Below are 15,445 nucleotides of genomic sequence, written 5' to 3'. Positions count from 1 at the left end.
AACCGGGCAATCAATCCCAGAGGAGCATCATGACGCGATCCGGCGGGGAGGGTGGCCACGCGGGGAAACCCATCCTGCAGACCACTCCCGCGGTGCTGGACTACATCTCGCGCGCGCTGCCCGACCACCCGGCCGTCGTCACCGAGGACCGCGCGCTGACCTACGCCGAACTTCGGCACGAGGTTCGCCGCGCCGCCGCCGCGCTGATCGACCTCGGCGTCGGCCCCGGCGACCGGGTCGCGCTGTGGTCGCCGAACACCTGGCACTGGGTGGTCGCATGCCTGGCCACGCACTGGGCCGGCGCGGTCCTGGTACCGCTGAACACCCGCTACACCGCGAGCGAGGCCGCCGACATCCTGGCGCGCACCGCGACGCCGGTAATGATCGCGATGGGCGAATTCCTCGGCGCCGACCGGGCCGCCGAACTGGACCGCTCCGCGCTGCCCGCGCTGCAGCACATCGTGCGGATACCGGTCGAGACCGACGACGGCACCTGGGACGAGTTCATGGCCCGCGGCGCCGATCCCGCCCGCATCGAGACCGCCGACGCCCGCGCCGCCGCGGTCGGCCCGGACGACGTCTCCGACATCCTGTTCACCTCCGGCACCACCGGACGCAGCAAGGGGGTGTTGTGCGCGCACCGGCAGTCGCTCGCCGGTCCGGCCGCGTGGGCGGCGTGCGGTCAGATCACCAGCACCGACCGCTATCTGTGCATCAACCCGTTCTTCCACAACTTCGGCTACAAGGCCGGCATCCTGGCCTGCCTGCAGACCGGCGCCACCCTGATCCCGCAACTGACGTTCGACCCGGAGGCCACCATGCGGGCGGTGCGCGATCACCGCGCCACGGTGCTGCCCGGCCCGCCGACCATCTACCAAACCCTGCTCGATCACCCCCGCCGCGAGGACTACGACCTGTCCTCGCTGCGGTTCGCGGTGACCGGCGCCGCCGTGGTGCCCGTGGTGCTGATCGAGCGGATGCAGTCCGAACTCGACATCGACATCGTGCTCACCGCCTACGGCCTGACCGAGGCCAGCGGCTTCGGCACGATGTGCAGGGCCAGCGACGACGCGGTCACCGTGGCCACAACCTGCGGCCGGCCCATCGCCGACTTCGAACTGCGCATCGACGGCGACCCGGGACCGGACGGCGCCGGTGAGGTGCTGCTGCGCGGACCGAACGTGATGCTCGGCTACCTCGACGACCCGGAGGCCACCGCGGCGGCCATCGACGCCGACGGCTGGCTGCACACCGGCGACGTCGGAACCGTCGACGCCGCAGGCAATCTGCGCATCACCGACCGGCTCAAGGACATGTACATCTGCGGCGGGTTCAACGTCTACCCGGCCGAGATCGAACAGGTGCTCGCCCGGCTGCCCGGTGTCGCCGAGGCCGCCGTGATCGGGGTTCCCGACGAACGCCTCGGCGAGGTGGGCAAGGCCTTCGTCGTCCGGCTACCGGACTCCGACCTCGACGAACAGGCGGTGATCGCCCACACCAAGGCGCACCTGGCCAACTTCAAGGTGCCCCGATCGGTGGAATTCCTTGCCGCCCTGCCCCGCAACCCCGGCGGCAAGGTGGTCAAACCGCAGTTGAGGGAAAGGGTCTGATGGATCTCCACTTCACCGAGGAGACCGCGGCGTTCCGCGCCGAGGTCCGCGACTTCCTGACCGCCCACCGCGACGACTTCCCGACGAAGTCGTACGACACCGCCGAGGGATTCGAGCAGCACCGCCGCTGGGACAAGATCCTCTACGACGCCGGCCTGTCGGTGATCACCTGGCCGGAGCGCTACGGCGGCCGCGACGCCTCGCTGCTGGAGTGGGTGGTCTACGAGGAGGAGTACTTCCACGCCGGCGCTCCCGGCCGCGCCAGCGCCAACGGCACCTCGATGCTGGCCCCGACGTTGTTCGCGCACGGCACCCCTGAGCAGCTCGACCGCATCCTGCCGAAGATGGCCAGCGGCGAAGAGATCTGGGCGCAGGCCTGGTCGGAACCCGAATCCGGCAGCGACCTGGCCTCGCTGCGTTCCACCGCGACCAAGACCGACGGCGGCTGGAAGCTGAACGGCCAGAAGATCTGGAGTTCCCGCGCGCCCTTCGGCGAGAAGGCCTTCGGATTGTTCCGCTCCGACCCCGAGGCGCAGCGCCACAAGGGCCTGACCTACTTCATGTTCGACCTGAAGGCCGAGGGCATCACCGTGCGGCCCATCGCCCAGCTCGGCGGCGACACCGGCTTCGGGGAGATCTTCCTCGACGATGTCTTTGTTCCCGACGAGGACGTGATCGGCGCACCCCACGAGGGGTGGCGGGCCGCGATGAGCACCTCGAGCAACGAGCGCGGCATGTCGCTGCGCAGCCCGGCGCGTTTCACCTCGGCCGCCGAACGGCTGGTCCAGCTGTGGAAGTCCCAGCCGGACAAGTCCATTCGCGACGAGTTCGGGACGCGGGTGGCCGACGCCTGGATCAAGGCGCAGGCCTATCGGCTGCAGACCTTCGGCACCGTCACCCGGCTGGCCGCCGGTGGCGAGCTGGGCGCGGAATCCTCGGTGACCAAGGTGTTCTGGTCCGAGTTGGACGTCGACCTGCACCAGACGGCACTGGATCTGCGCGGCGCAGACGGCGAGCTGACCGAGCCCTGGACCGACGGATACCTGTTCGCCCTCGGCGGCCCGATCTACGCCGGTACCAACGAGATTCAACGCAACATCATCGCCGAGCGGCTGCTGGGTATGCCCCGGGAGGCAAAGAAGTGAAGTTCGATCTGGACGACCAGCAGCGCGACTTCGCGGCGAGCATCGACGCCGCATTGGGCGCGGCCGACCTGCCCGCCGCGGTGCGGGCCTGGTCGGTCGGCGACACCGGTCCCGGCCGCAAGGTGTGGTCGACGCTGGCCGAACTGGGTGTCACCGCACTCAACGTGGCCGAGGAACACGACGGCATCGGCGCGCACCCGGTGGATTTGGTGGTCGCCGGGGAGCGGCTGGGGTACTGGTGCGTGCCCGGGCCCGTCACCGAATCGGTGGCCGTGGCCCCGGTGTTGCTGGCCGGCGGGCCCGACGCCGCCGAGCGCAGCGCCGGGCTGGCCGCCGGTGAATTGGTCGCCACGGTCAGCGCACCGGTGCAACCCCGGGCCCTCAACGCCGACTTCGCCGGCCTGACCCTGGTCGCCGACCAGCAGGTGCACGACGGCACCGTCGGCGCTGGCCACGAGTCCGTCGACCCGAGCCGAAAGTTGTTCGACGTCACCGCGTCCGGGCCCGGCTGGGACGCCGATGTCGAACGCGCCTCGCAGTTCGGGGCGCTGCTCACCGCCGCGCAACTGGTGGGCGCGGGACAGGCGATGCTCGACGCCTCGGTCGAATACGCCAAGCAGCGCACCCAGTTCGGCCGGGTGATCGGCTCGTATCAGGCCATCAAGCACAAGCTCGCCGACGTGCACATCGCGCTGGAACTGGCGCGCCCGCTGGTGTACGGCGCGGCGTTGTCGCTCGGCGATGACAGCCCGGACACGGTCCGCGACGTCAGTGCGGCCAAGGTGGCCGCCGCCGACGCCGGGCTGCTGGCGGCGCGCTCGGCGCTGCAGACCCACGGGGCGATCGGGTTCACCCAGGAACACGACCTGGGCCTGCTGCTGCTGCGCGCCCAGGCGTTGCGCTCGGCCTGGGGCGACCCGACCTACCACCGCCGACGCGTACTGGAGGCACTGTGAGCACGACCAACGACGAGCGTGACCTGCTGGTCCGGACCGTGCGCGACCTGGTCGCCAAACACGCTGGGCCCGAGCAGGTTCGCGCGGCGATGGAGTCCGAACCCGGCTACGACCGGAACCTGTGGACGTTGCTGTGCGAGCAGGTCGGCGTCGCCGCGCTGGTGGTGCCCGAGGAATTCGGCGGCGCCGGCGGGGAGCTCGCCGATGCTGCGGCCGTCATCACCGAACTCGGCCGCGCCCTGGTGCCCTCGCCGCTGCTGGGCACCACCCTGGCCGAGTTGGCGTTGCTGGCCGCCGACACCCCCGACTCCGAGACCCTCGAACAGCTGGCGGCCGGGGCGCTGGTGGGGGCGGTGGCCCTCGACCCCGAGTACGTGCTGCACGGGGACGTCGCCGATGTCGTCGTCGGCGTGGCAGACGGTGCGCTGAGCCGCTGGACCGAGTTCACCGCGACCGCGCACCCCACCATGGACATGACGCGGCGGTTGGCCAGCGTGCAGCCGACGACGACCGAACCGCTGGCCGCCGACCCGGGCCTGGCCGACACCGCCGCGGTGTTGCTCGCCGCCGAGTCGGTGGGCGCGGCGTCGCGGTGCCTGGAACTCACCGTCGAATACACCAAGGAACGGGTCCAGTTCGGCCGACCGATCGGGAGCTTCCAGGCGCTCAAGCACCGGATGGCCGACCTGTACGTGAAGGTGCAGACCGCCGGCGCCGTCGTCGAGGAGGCGGTGGCCGACCCGTCGCCCACCACCGCGGCGCTGGCCCACGTCACCGCCACCGAGGCGTTCTTCGACGTGGCCGCCGAGGCGATCCAGCTGCACGGCGGCATCGCGATCACCTGGGAGCACGACATCCAGCTGTACTTCAAGCGGGCCCACGCCAACGCCCAGCTGTTGGGGCAGCCCGCCGAGTACCTGCGCAGCCTGGAATCCGAGGCACTGGCGGCCGACGTAACCTCGTAACCGTGAAGACCGCGCTGCGGGCGGGCATCCCGCCGTTCTATGTCATGGACGTCTGGTTGGCCGCGGCCGAACGCCAGCGCAGCCACGGTGACCTGGTCAATTTGTCTGCCGGGCAGCCCAGCGTCGGCGCCCCGGAGCCGGTGCGCGCCGCCGCCGCCGCGGCGTTGGAGGCCAACGAGCTGGGTTACACCGTCGCGCTGGGTATCCCGGAGTTGCGTGAGGCGATCGCCCGCTCCTACGACACCACCCACGGCATCGCCGTCGACCCCGCCGACGTGGTGATCACCACCGGTTCCTCCGGCGGCTTCCTGCTGACCTTCCTGGCCTGCTTCGACGTCGGTGACCGCGTCGTCGTCGCCAGCCCCGGCTACCCCTGCTACCGCAACATCCTTTCGGCGCTGGGCTGCGAGGTCGTCGACCTCGCCTGTGGTCCCGACACCCGATTCCAACCCAACGTCGCGATGCTGGCGGCGGCCCACGCGGCGGCACCGCTGGCCGGTGTCGTGGTCGCCAGCCCGGCCAACCCGACCGGGACGGTGATCCCGCCCGAGGAGTTGGCCGCGATCGCCACCTGGTGCGCCGAGACCGGGGTGCGGCTGATCAGCGACGAGGTTTACCACGGCCTGGTCTATCCCGGCGCGCCGGAAACCAGTTGCGCCTGGCAGACCTCACGCGACGCCGTGGTGGTCAACAGCTTTTCCAAGTACTTCGCGATGACGGGCTGGCGGCTGGGTTGGCTGCTGGTGCCGGAGTCGCTGCAGCGCGCGGTGGACCGTCTGACCGGCAACTTCACCATCTGTCCGCCGGTGCTGTCGCAGGTGGCCGCCGTCGCGGCCTTCACCCCGGAGTCCGTCGCGGAGGCCGAGGGCCACCTGGCGCACTACAGCGCCAACCGCACCCGGTTGCTGGACGGGCTGCGCGGGATCGGCATCGACCGGCTGGCACCGACCGACGGCGCGTTCTACGTCTACGCCGACGTTTCCGAATTCACCACCGACTCACTGGGCTTCTGCGAGAAACTGCTGGCCGACACCGGCGTGGCGATCGCCCCGGGCATCGACTTCGATCCGGTGCGCGGCGGCTCCTACGTCCGGCTGTCGTTCGCCGGGCCGACCTCCGACATCGACGAGGCGGTGCGGCGGATCGGCGAGTGGCTGCGCTGAGGTTCGACGCTGGTCACATCCGTCACATCAGCACCCTCTCCGGACTGCCTTTCGATTTGAATGCGTCATCAAGTGATGACAGTCAGGTTGTCGCCCGCGATTTCAACCCGCCGTGTGGTTCTCGGCCGCGGACGCGTGCCTGCGGAGTCGCTCGGTTACTTGCCGGAGCCATGAGTCGTAGGTCCGTTCGGGTCGCGGGTCGTAGCAACCGCCCATACCGACGACGGTGGTGCAGATCTCCGTTTCGCTTTGGTTTTCGCGCATTTCGTCGATTCGGTCAGCGAGCAGTCGCAGCCGCTCAGGCGTCCGGGTCGGCGAAGACGAGTAGAGGTCAACGATCCCTTCCCAGTCTTCCGCTTCAAGGTCCCAATCCTCGTGGAAATAGGCTCCGAAGAACTGGTCAAAGTCGTGCGACGTGGGATGACTACTCATTCGGTCGCGATCCCGTCAGCGTGGCTCCGGAGCCTGTCGGCGATTTGGCCAAGCCATGCGGTGAAAGTCAACGGTCGGGGATCGTAGTACACACCGAGCTTATCCAAGAGGTGTTCAAGGCTGGCTTCGGTGCGCGTTTCCCGCAGACAGTCAATCTCTCGCGCCAACTGTCTCAGCAATTCGGCACTCGGCCGCCTGTCTCCGTCGACAAAGCTATCAACTATTCCCGGCCAATCATCGGCCTCAAAAACCCAGTCCTGGTGGAAATAGGCGCCGAAGAATTGATCGAGATCTTCGGAAACTGGATTGTCACTCATGCCGTCGGGAACCCTGTCAGCACGTACCATCCGCCTCTACCGTCACCTTTGAGCACTACTTTAGCGCCGGTGCCAACGACAATGTCGGAGGAGCCGCGCTTCATCACGGTACCGCCGCTGAAAGACGCATCCATTCGAAGTTTGTCGATCGCGCCTGTTGCTAACCAATCGTCCACTTTCGCTTGATTCTGCTGAAGTGCGGCGGTCACCGCCGCCGCCGCCTCGTCGGTCGAGCCAAAGGACGAGACCGCCGTCATTCTTGGAAAGTCCTCAAGCCGCGCGGCCAGATCGTCCGCCGTTTGGGCAACATGGCTCGCAATCAAATGCCCGCCAGCTGATTCGCTTGCTTCGAGTAGCGGTGTCCTCGACTCCGAGTTTGGCGAGGTAGTCGGGGTCATCTACCGGGTTTGGCCCCGGCGCGTCGGTCTGGTTAGGGCCATCAGGTGCCTCGACACCTCGATGCGCGCCGGTGGGGATGTCATCAGCGTGGCGGCCTGCGGTGGACGCAGCGTCCAGTGCTTGCTGCAGCGCCTCGCTGAAAGCCTTTCCGCCCGGGAACGGAATTGCCCCTGCGACATCGAGGACCGCTCCGATCTGCTCAGCACCGGAATGCTCGCCCCAGTTCCGGAAGACTTCGATGTCGTGCGCCACGTCGGGGATGAGCCCGAAGCTGCCCTCGCTGAGCGCACGGCTGGCATCGGCGAAAGTCAACGATTTCTCAGGAAACGCTTGCACGTCGGCGTTGCGCGGAAGTTCAGGGATTCCCACGGGTTGGCCGCCGAGGTCCGCACGAGCCTGGCTGAGGCGTTCGAGGATCCTGGTCTGTTCGGTGAGGTCGCGGCGGGCCTCGAACAGCGTCTGGGCAAGGGCTTCGCCGACGTCGCGGTTGGGCCCACCACCCGGGCCCTGCGTGTAGTTCTGTCCGAGGACGGCGTCGAGCTCGGCCTGCGCGGCGTCTACCGCCTGCCGGGCCGCATCGACGCGGGCAACCTGATCGTCGACCACGGACGGGTCAGCGGCGACGATCGGTGCGGCGAGGGGAGCTTTGGTGTACGGCACCTCGGCGCCGTCTTTGAGATCTCCCTTAACGGAGCCCTTCATCTGGTCCTTGAAGCGGTCCAATACGTTCGTCGGGGGCGGGATCGGATGCCCGCCGGCGACGGTGGCCAACGCACCGTCGAGATCTTCCGGCTGTTCCGCCTCGGCTTCGTCGGGCTCGTCGCCGGGGGTTTCGGCCGCACCGTCCGGCAGCAGCAGGTCCTGTAATGCTCGCGAGCCCTCGTCTTGCGGGTCCCCTTCGCCGGACTCGGCTTTTCGATCCCCCTCCTCCTCGGCTGGCTGATCCCCGGGCGTCTCGTTGCTGACCGCTCGCACGAAGGGGCCGCGGGCCGGCTCACCCGGCCCCGTCGGTTCGGCGAAGCTGGTCGCGGCGAATGAGTCCACCGCCGTGGTGACCGCGGTTGCGACCCCGGCGTCCGCCTGCGCCAAGTTCGCTGCCGCGGTGCGGATTTCGGCGGCCAGGAGTTGGGCTTCAGCAAGCTTGGCGTCGAACTCGGCTTCGGTGAATTCCTGTCGACTGGTCAGCGACAGATCGTCGCCGACGTCGAATCCCGCCTCCTCGGCCCGGGCGATCGCATCCAGGGCAGCGCTTTTCGCGGTGGCGATCGAGTCGACCCCGGTCTTGGCCGCGGTCGCCGCGGCCACCAAGTCTTCTGAGATACGGATGACGGTCAGCTTGTCGGTCACCGTCCGCTGTCGGGTGGCCGCCGCGGTGGCGCCGTCGAAGTCGGTACCGCCCGGTGCCAGCGCTTCCTGATGCAGCGCTTCGAAGGCCTGGTCCCAGGTCTCAGCCGTCGCGGTCCAGCGCTGGGCGGCCGCGCGGAGATGCGTGCCGTCCCATCCCTCTATTTGTGAGCGCGTCGGCGTTCCAGCGCCGGTGCTGGCCATCTACAGATAAATCGTCGAACGGGTCGCGGCGATCTGGGCCGCCGAACCATGCTCGTGCTCGCCGAAGCTGGTCGCGGCATTCTCGACCTTGACCGCCGTCGCAGCGGCGCGGGCCGCCAAGCGGTTGGCCATACCGTCGACGGCAGTCTGCACCGCCGAGACGGCACCGCTAGTCGGCTGGTGGGCAGGCCCGACGGGGACCTCGCCCGGACCACAGGCCAAAATATCCGCGGACGCACCCGAACGTGCTGCCAGCGCACGCAGTCCGTCGAGATGCACGGTCAAATCGGCCACGAGCGAAGTTTAAAGTGCCCCACCGGGGTGCACACTTCACCAATTTCGCTCCGCCACCAGCATCGAGGGGCTGCACCCGGGCCCGAAGAAGCCGTCGTTTGGGTTCGATGCCCGCCACCGATCTCGCGTTACTGCCGCCGATCAAGACCGGAATCCCTCACCGACGCCTTCTCGCGCCGCCGCGATCCCATCGGCATGACGACGTAGGCGACCCGTGATTTGACCCACCGACTCGTCGCTCATGGCCGGGCAGTCCAAAAGCCGATAACGCCAGTGCACACTCCGGTGCGACGCCGACCGCGAGTCGGCCCGGCACCCACGTCGGATCGATACGATCGCGCTCATGCCCGTCTTCGACACCGACCGCGGCCCCGTGTACTACCGACATTGGCCGGCGGCCCAACCGCGAGCCGCGGTGATTCTGCTGCACGGCTTCGGCGAACACACCGAGCTCTACCACCGCTACGGCTTCGCGTTAAACGCCGCAGACATCGACCTGTGGGCGGTCGATCAGTACGGCCACGGGCTGACCGGCGGGGAACGCGGCGACTTCGGCTCGATGGCGCTGAGTTCGTCGCTGGCCGACACCGTGACCGACCTCGCCGAAGAGCACCGGCCCGGGATTCCTCTTATCGCACAAGGACATTCGTTCGGCTCGCTGGTCACCCTGTTCCGACTGCTCGCCGCTCCGCAGCGCTACCGGGCCGGAATAATCTCCGGAGCACCGCTGGTCCCCATTGCCGCGATGCTCGACCCTGACACCTCGCTGAGTCTCGACCCGTCCTGGTTGTCCGCCGACCCGTTCTACCTCGACTTGCTCGCGCACGATCCGTTGGCCTTCGTCGACGCCGACGGCGCTGCCCTGGCGCGCGAACTCGACACGGCGTGGGACCGGATGGGCGGCGAACTGGGCGGGTTGACGGTCCCGACGTTGGCGTTGCACGGCGGCGCCGACCCGATCGCCGCGCCCGGGGCGGTGCGCGCCTACGCCGAACAGATCGACGCCCTGCAGTACCGAGAGTTCGCTGGGGCACGCCACGATGTCCTGAACGAGTCGGTGCATCGTGAGGTCGCCGCCGCGGCAATCGAGTTCATCGAACAGCACACCTGACGCCCCGCTGGATCAGAGCGAGGGTTGGTCGACGGCACGACGCGCGGCCGCGATCCCGTGGGCGTGCAGGCGCAGCCGCTCAGCGACCTGCCCCAGCCATTCCTTGTGTGTGAGCGGCTGCGGGAGGTAGTTGACATCCAGTTCGTCCATGAGTTGCCGGAGACCAAGCTCGGTGTGGGCGTTCACCACCGCGTCGATCTCGGCGGCCAGATCCAAGAGCTCTGCCACGACGGGGTGGACGTCGACATAGCTATCGACAATGCCCTGCCAATCCTCGGCCTCCAAGACCCAGTCCTGGTGAAAGTAGGCGCCGAAGAACTGGTCGAGTTCCCACGACACCGGGCCATCGCTCATGCCAAGTATTTTCCCCGACGGAGCCTCACGGGAAGTGCACGACTTTCACATTCCTGGTGACGGAATCCCAGCGCGGAATCCCCGCCCGGACCGCAACCCAATCCGGCTCGTTGTAATCAGTCATCCAGCGTCGGGACCTGTTGGCGCAGCCGCGCGCCCACCCGCCCCTTGTCGGCGTCGGTCATGACTCCCATGCCTTCCCCATGCGTCCTAGCTGCGGCAACGCCGAAACCCCCGAAGTTATCCACAGGAGTTGTCCACAGTGGGGATAAATCACACGGGTGTGATTACCGGCTTCCAGCAAGTACCGGATTGGCGATTGCGTATCGTCAACCTCATGCGCGCCGCAACGAAAATGACAGTTCTGGGAGCCGTCGTCGCGGTGAGTGCTCTGTTTCACAGTTCCCCCGCCGCGGCCGATCCAAACGGCCCGCCGCCATGTGAAGGGCCGCTGGCCTTCGTGTGCGGGATGGTGCCGATGATGCCGGAGCTCGAGCACGACATCGACCTGACCCAACAGCAGCCCGACGGTGGAGCCATCGACATCGAGCACCTGCCGCCGGCCGACGTGTGCACCCTGGGCTGCGTCTGACTCACTCGTCGCGCAGATGCGGTTCGAGCATCTCGTACCAGGCTCGCGACATCCGGTCGAACTCATCTTCACAGGAATCCGCGCGCTCCTCGGGCACCAATCCGTCGGCGACCATCGACGCGTTGGCCTCTGGATCTGAGCCGTAGATCCAGCACTGGAAGTTGTACATCCGGGCCAGGTCGTACTCGTGGACGTCCCAGAACGGGAACTCCTCGGCGCCGCCGCCCTCCTGCTCGGAGTAACCCTGGAACATCAACGCGTACGCCCGCGCGGCCGCGATGTTCTCCGGGTCCACCTGCCCGTCGTCGTCGGGCTGCAGCAGCAGGACGGCCGCGAGTTGGTCGGCGACATCTTCTTCTCGGCCGGTGAACGGCAGGTCGTACAGGTCGATCACCGCGTGGCCGAGTTCGTGGTAGAAAGTTGCCCGTTCGGCGCCCAGGGTGGAGGCGACGACGTCGGCCTCACCGGCCTCGTCGAAGATGCGCCGGCTCAGCTCGGCGTCCTCGTAACAGATGGTCATCGCCTGCTCGCTGGGACTCCAGTACGCGTTGGCCTCGTCGCACTGCCGACCGTTCACCGGCACGTCGACCGGCAGCACCAGCATGGCGTTGACGTCCTCGGCCAGCTCCTCCAGCAGGGTCGCGTCAGTGAGCAGGGCTCGGCCCTCGACCGCCTCGGGCGACTCGGCATCCTCATAGACGACGAACATCTCCCCCGATTCCACCGGCGCCTTCGGCACCACGACCCGCTCGCGCGTCGGCTCGGTGCTGGGCACGGCGACCGGCTCGGCCTGGCCACCCCCACATCCGGTGATGCTGACCAGAACCAGGAGCCCGGCCACACCGCCGGCGGTCACACGTACGAGACGTCGGATCGACACGCCCACAGGATGCCACCCGGGTCCGATGGCGGGACGCAGAATCGCTGAAAAGCTGTGCGGGAAGTCCGATTACAGCCAGGTATCGGCGGTGGTCGCGGTGATGAACGCCTCCAGGTCGTTGCGCCAATCCGCCGGCGTGTTCTTGTCCGGCTCGATACCGGTGTACTGGCCACGATAGAACAGCAGCGGCCGCGGCTTCTTCTTAGCGTCCTCGACCAGCGACCGCACCGCGCCGAACACCACGAAATGGTCGCCGCCGTCGTTCACCGAGGCCACGGTGCAGTCGATGTGCGCCAGCGAACCGTCGATCATCGGCGAGCCCAACGGCGATGGGGTCCAATCGATGCCGGCGAACTTGTCCGGTTCGCGCGACCCGAAGCGCGCCGAGACGTGCTGCTGATCCTCGTGCAGGATGTTGACGCAGAACCGTCCGCTGGCCTCGATCGCCGCCCACGACCTCGACTGCTTGGTGGGGCAGAAGAGCACCATCGGCGGATCCAACGACAACGCCGCGAACGACTGGCAGGCGAACCCGACCGGCGCGTCGTCGTGCACCGTCGTGATGATCGTGACGCCCGTGCAGAACTGGCCGAGCGCATTGCGGAATGCGCGCGGATCGATCGGGGCGTCGGCCATGGCTACTTGAATCCGATGCTGAAGTCGTGACCCCACAGGCTGACTGCGGTGCTCTCCCGCGCCACCCAGTCGTCATCGTCGACTTCCAATCCCTCACAACCGAATTCGACGTCGAACCCGCCGGGGGTCTTCATGTAGAAGGACAGCATCTTGTCGTTGACGTGGCGGCCGAGAGTCGCCGACATGGGCACCTTGCGGCGCAGGGCCCGGTCCAGGCACAGGCCGACGTCGTCGCTGCTCTCCACCTCCATCATGAGATGCACGATGCCGCTTGGGGTCTCGCCGGGCATAAACGCCAAGCTGTGGTGCCGCGGGTTGACGCCGAAGAAGCGCAACCACGCCGGCTCGCCGTCGGCCGGCCGGCCCACCAGCTGCGGTGGCAGACGCATCGAGTCGCGCAGCTTGAAGCCCAGCACATCGCGGTAGAAGTGCAGCGACTCCATGTCGTCGCGGGTGGTCAGCACGACGTGGCCCAACCCCTGCTCCTCGGTGACGAACTTGTGGCCGTACGGGCTGACCACGCGACGGTGCTCGAGGGCGACACCGTGGAACACCTCCAGGGTGTTGCCCGACGGGTCGTCGAAGGTGATCATCTCGTAGACCCGGCGCTCGGCGAGTTCGGCGGCGGTGGCCTCCTTGTACGGGGTGCCCTCGACGTCGAGGCGCCGGCGGATCTCCTGCAGCCCGGCCGCGTTGGCGGCCTCCCACCCGGATTGCAGCAACCGGTCGTGCTCGCCCGGCACGATGACCAGGCGGGCGGGGAATTCGTCCATCCGCAGGTACAGCGCACCGTCGGTGCTGCCCGACCCCTCGACCATGCCGAGCACCTTGAGTCCGTACTCGCGCCAGGCCGCCATGTCGGTGGCCTCGATCCGCAGATACCCCAGTGAACGGATGCTCATCTAGGCACCTCCCAGAAAATCGACCGTGAGCTTGTTGAACTCATCGAACTTCTCCAACTGCGCCCAATGTCCACATTGCCCGAAAACGTGCAGTTGAACCCGCGGAATCTGTTTGATCGCCACCAGCGCGCCGTCAAGCGGGTTGACCCGGTCCTCGCGGCCCCAGATCAACAGCACCGGCTGGCGCAGCTTGTAGACATCGCGCCACATCATCCCGAGCTCGAAATCGGCGCCGGCGAACGACTTGCCCATGGCCTTGGCGGCCGCCAGGGACTCCGGCGTGCTGGCGATGGCGAACCGCTCGTCGACGAGCTCCGGGGTGATCAGGCTCTGGTCGAAGACCATGATCCGCAGGAACTTTTCGAGGTTCTCCCGCGTGGGCTCCATGGTGAACCGGCCCAGCAGCTTGACGCCCTCGGTGGGGTCGGGGGCGAACAGGTTGGTGGACAGACCGCCGGGGCCCATCAGCACCAGCCGACCGGCCCGCTTGGGGTTGTCCAACGCGAACCGCACCGCCGTGCCGCCGCCCAGCGAGTTACCCACCAGCGGCGCCCGTTCGATGCCGAGATGGTCGAACAGGTTGAGCAGCGCGGTCGCGCTGTAGCGGTTGTACTGCTCGTGTTCGGTGTGCTTGTCGGAATGCCCGTAACCCGGTTGATCGACCGCGAGCACCCGGAAGTGGCGCGCCAACACCGCGATGTTGCGGCTGAAGTTGGACCAACTCGAGGCGCCCGGTCCGCCGCCGTGCAGCAGCACCACCGGCGGGGCCGACGGATCACCGGCCTCGTGGTAGTGCAACCGCATGTCGGGCCGCACCTGGGCGAACCGGGAGGTGGACTCGAAGGTGATCTCTTGCTGCTGAGCAGCTTCGGTGGCGAACTCCGTCATCAGACCATGGTGTCGGCCGGCGGCAGGCCGAACTCGTTGTTGCCGAAGATCAGGTACGCCCGCTCCGGGTCGTTGGCCGCATGCACCCGGCCCGCGTGCGCGTCCCGCCAGAAGCGTTGCACCGGCGCGTCATTGGACAGCGCGGTGGCACCGGAGGCCTCGAAGAGGCGGTCGATCGAGGCGATCGCGCGGCCGGTCGCCCGGACCTGATCGCGGCGCGCCCGGGCCCGCAACTCGAACGGGATCTCCTTGCCCTCCGCGAGCAGGGCGTACTCGTCGCCGACGTTGCCGATCAGCTGCCGCCACGCGGCGTCGATGTCGCTGGCCGCCTCGGCGATGCGGATCTTGGCGAACGGATCGTCCTTGGCCTTCTCGCCGGCGAAGGCGGCGCGCACCCGCTTGCCCTGGTGTTCGACGTGGGCGTCGTAGGCGCCGTAGGCCATGCCGACGATGGGAGCCGAGATTGTGGTGGGATGCACTGTGCCCCAAGGCATCTTGTACACCGGCGCGGTGTTGGTCTCATAGCCACCGGCGGTGCCGTCGTTCATCGCCTTGTAGGACAGGAAGCGGTGCCGCGGCACAAAGACGTCCTTGACGACGACGGTGTTGCTGCCGGTGCCCCGCAGGCCCACCACGTGCCACACGTCGTCGATCTCGTAGTCGGTGCGCGGGATCAGGAAGCTGCCGAAGTCCACCGGCCGGCCGTCCTTGATCACGGGGCCGCCGAGGAAGGCCCAGGTTGCGTGGTCGCAGCCCGAGGACCAGTTCCAGGATCCGTTGACGATGTAGCCGTCGGCGGTCTCGGTCACCACGCCGGCGCCCATCGGGGCGTACGACGACGAGATCCGGACTCCTGCGTCCTGACCCCAGACGTCCTCCTGGGCCTGCTGGTCGAACAGCGCCAGGTGCCAGTTGTGCACGCCGATGATGCCGGCGCACCAGCCGGTGGAACCGCAGGCGCTGGCCAGCCGGCGCACGGCCTCGTAGAAGATCGTGGGATCGCACTGCAAGCCGCCCCACTGCTCGGGCTGCAGCAACCGGAAGAAGCCGACGTCCTCGAGCGCCTTGACGTTCGCGTCGGGCAGCTTGCGCAGATCCTCGGTTTCCTGGGCGCGGGCCCGCAGGGCGGGCAGCAACTCATCGATGCCGGCTAGGACCGACTGCGCGTCACGCTGTTGAATGGTCGTCACTGGATTGCCTCCCAGGGCCGGCTGATCGGGGAACGCTGCTCGAGGACTAATCGAGACGCGTCA

The 15,445-nt window shown here is 67.9% G+C and carries 18 protein-coding genes; 7 read left to right on the top strand and 11 right to left on the bottom strand.

What is annotated here, in order from left to right; all coding sequences use genetic code 11:
- Window positions 1-29: 29 nt before the first annotated feature.
- The 5 genes from fadD3 to R2K23_RS02095 are packed head-to-tail and all read left to right on the top strand — an operon-like array spanning window position 30 to window position 5,839.
- Entirely contained in the window at window positions 30-1,610 is a 1,581-nt protein-coding gene (gene fadD3, locus R2K23_RS02115) for a 3-((3aS,4S,7aS)-7a-methyl-1,5-dioxo-octahydro-1H-inden-4-yl)propanoate--CoA ligase FadD3 (RefSeq protein WP_316513923.1), read from the top strand.
- A complete protein-coding gene (locus R2K23_RS02110) occupies window positions 1,610-2,755 on the top strand; it encodes an acyl-CoA dehydrogenase family protein (RefSeq protein WP_316513922.1) in 1,146 nt (381 codons plus the stop codon). Before fadD3 ends, R2K23_RS02110 begins: the two co-directional genes overlap by 1 nt.
- Entirely contained in the window at window positions 2,752-3,711 is a 960-nt protein-coding gene (locus tag R2K23_RS02105) for an acyl-CoA dehydrogenase family protein (protein WP_316513921.1), read from the top strand. The genes R2K23_RS02110 and R2K23_RS02105 overlap by 4 nt, the downstream gene beginning before the upstream one ends.
- The gene (gene ipdE2 / locus R2K23_RS02100) at window positions 3,708-4,676 is read left to right on the top strand and encodes an acyl-CoA dehydrogenase IpdE2 (protein ID WP_316513920.1); all 969 of its coding nucleotides are present in this window, start codon (window positions 3,708-3,710) and stop codon (window positions 4,674-4,676) included. Before R2K23_RS02105 ends, ipdE2 begins: the two co-directional genes overlap by 4 nt.
- A 44-nt stretch (window positions 4,677-4,720) precedes the next feature.
- The gene (locus R2K23_RS02095) at window positions 4,721-5,839 is read left to right on the top strand and encodes a pyridoxal phosphate-dependent aminotransferase (protein ID WP_316517005.1); all 1,119 of its coding nucleotides are present in this window, start codon (window positions 4,721-4,723) and stop codon (window positions 5,837-5,839) included.
- 102 nt (window positions 5,840-5,941) lie between these two features.
- On the opposite strand, the gene R2K23_RS02090 is transcribed toward R2K23_RS02095, so the two are convergent.
- From R2K23_RS02090 to R2K23_RS02070, 5 genes are read right to left on the bottom strand one after another with little or no spacing between them, the layout of a single operon-like run.
- Window positions 5,942-6,271: a contact-dependent growth inhibition system immunity protein gene (locus R2K23_RS02090; protein WP_316513919.1), complete on the bottom strand. Its 330-nt coding sequence runs from the start codon at window positions 6,269-6,271 to the stop codon at window positions 5,942-5,944.
- Window positions 6,268-6,588, bottom strand: a complete 321-nt coding sequence (locus tag R2K23_RS02085; protein WP_316513918.1) for a contact-dependent growth inhibition system immunity protein — start codon at window positions 6,586-6,588, stop codon at window positions 6,268-6,270. The genes R2K23_RS02090 and R2K23_RS02085 overlap by 4 nt, the downstream gene beginning before the upstream one ends.
- A complete protein-coding gene (locus R2K23_RS02080) occupies window positions 6,585-6,911 on the bottom strand; it encodes an RNase A-like domain-containing protein (protein WP_316513917.1) in 327 nt (108 codons plus the stop codon). Before R2K23_RS02080 ends, R2K23_RS02085 begins: the two co-directional genes overlap by 4 nt.
- The gene (locus R2K23_RS02075; protein ID WP_316513916.1) at window positions 6,859-8,535 is read right to left on the bottom strand and encodes a hypothetical protein; all 1,677 of its coding nucleotides are present in this window, start codon (window positions 8,533-8,535) and stop codon (window positions 6,859-6,861) included. Before R2K23_RS02075 ends, R2K23_RS02080 begins: the two co-directional genes overlap by 53 nt.
- Window positions 8,536-8,829 (bottom strand): hypothetical protein, encoded by a 294-nt coding sequence (locus R2K23_RS02070; RefSeq protein ID WP_316513915.1) that lies wholly within the window; start codon window positions 8,827-8,829, stop codon window positions 8,536-8,538.
- Window positions 8,830-9,172: 343 nt separating this feature from the next.
- On the opposite strand from R2K23_RS02070, the gene R2K23_RS02065 reads away from it, so the two are divergent.
- Window positions 9,173-9,940, top strand: coding sequence for an alpha/beta fold hydrolase (locus tag R2K23_RS02065; protein ID WP_316513914.1), 768 nt, complete (start codon window positions 9,173-9,175; stop codon window positions 9,938-9,940).
- Window positions 9,941-9,952: 12 nt separating this feature from the next.
- Here R2K23_RS02065 and R2K23_RS02060 read toward each other — a convergent pair whose 3' ends face one another.
- Window positions 9,953-10,294 carry a contact-dependent growth inhibition system immunity protein gene (locus R2K23_RS02060; protein ID WP_316513913.1) on the bottom strand — a complete coding sequence of 114 codons (342 nt, stop codon included), beginning with the start codon at window positions 10,292-10,294 and terminating at the stop codon, window positions 9,953-9,955.
- 283 nt (window positions 10,295-10,577) lie between these two features.
- On the opposite strand from R2K23_RS02060, the gene R2K23_RS02055 reads away from it, so the two are divergent.
- Entirely contained in the window at window positions 10,578-10,886 is a 309-nt protein-coding gene (locus tag R2K23_RS02055) for a fibronectin-binding protein (RefSeq protein ID WP_316513912.1), read from the top strand.
- 1 nt (window position 10,887) lies between these two features.
- Here the strand turns inward: R2K23_RS02055 and R2K23_RS02050 are convergent, their stop codons facing one another.
- The 5 genes from R2K23_RS02050 to hsaA all read right to left on the bottom strand — a co-directional run bounded on the left by R2K23_RS02050 (window position 10,888) and on the right by hsaA (window position 15,382).
- Window positions 10,888-11,766 (bottom strand): DUF4344 domain-containing metallopeptidase, encoded by an 879-nt coding sequence (locus tag R2K23_RS02050; RefSeq protein WP_316513911.1) that lies wholly within the window; start codon window positions 11,764-11,766, stop codon window positions 10,888-10,890.
- Window positions 11,767-11,835: 69 nt separating this feature from the next.
- Window positions 11,836-12,402, bottom strand: a complete 567-nt coding sequence (gene hsaB / locus R2K23_RS02045) for a 3-hydroxy-9,10-secoandrosta-1,3,5(10)-triene-9,17-dione monooxygenase reductase subunit (protein ID WP_316513910.1) — start codon at window positions 12,400-12,402, stop codon at window positions 11,836-11,838.
- Window positions 12,403-12,404: 2 nt separating this feature from the next.
- Entirely contained in the window at window positions 12,405-13,304 is a 900-nt protein-coding gene (hsaC, locus tag R2K23_RS02040) for an iron-dependent extradiol dioxygenase HsaC (protein WP_316513909.1), read from the bottom strand.
- Window positions 13,305-14,192, bottom strand: coding sequence for a 4,5:9,10-diseco-3-hydroxy-5,9,17-trioxoandrosta-1(10),2-diene-4-oate hydrolase (gene hsaD, locus R2K23_RS02035; RefSeq protein WP_316513908.1), 888 nt, complete (start codon window positions 14,190-14,192; stop codon window positions 13,305-13,307).
- Window positions 14,192-15,382 carry a 3-hydroxy-9,10-secoandrosta-1,3,5(10)-triene-9,17-dione monooxygenase oxygenase subunit gene (gene hsaA, locus R2K23_RS02030; protein WP_316513907.1) on the bottom strand — a complete coding sequence of 397 codons (1,191 nt, stop codon included), beginning with the start codon at window positions 15,380-15,382 and terminating at the stop codon, window positions 14,192-14,194. Before hsaA ends, hsaD begins: the two co-directional genes overlap by 1 nt.
- Between the last annotated feature and the right edge of the window lie 63 nt (window positions 15,383-15,445).

The sequence above is a fragment of the Mycolicibacterium sp. MU0050 genome, assembly GCF_963378085.1.
Taxonomy (GTDB): domain Bacteria; phylum Actinomycetota; class Actinomycetes; order Mycobacteriales; family Mycobacteriaceae; genus Mycobacterium; species Mycobacterium wendilense.
The sequence above is the reverse complement of the archived record's forward strand: the minus strand, read 5'-3'. Positions and strand labels throughout refer to the sequence as shown.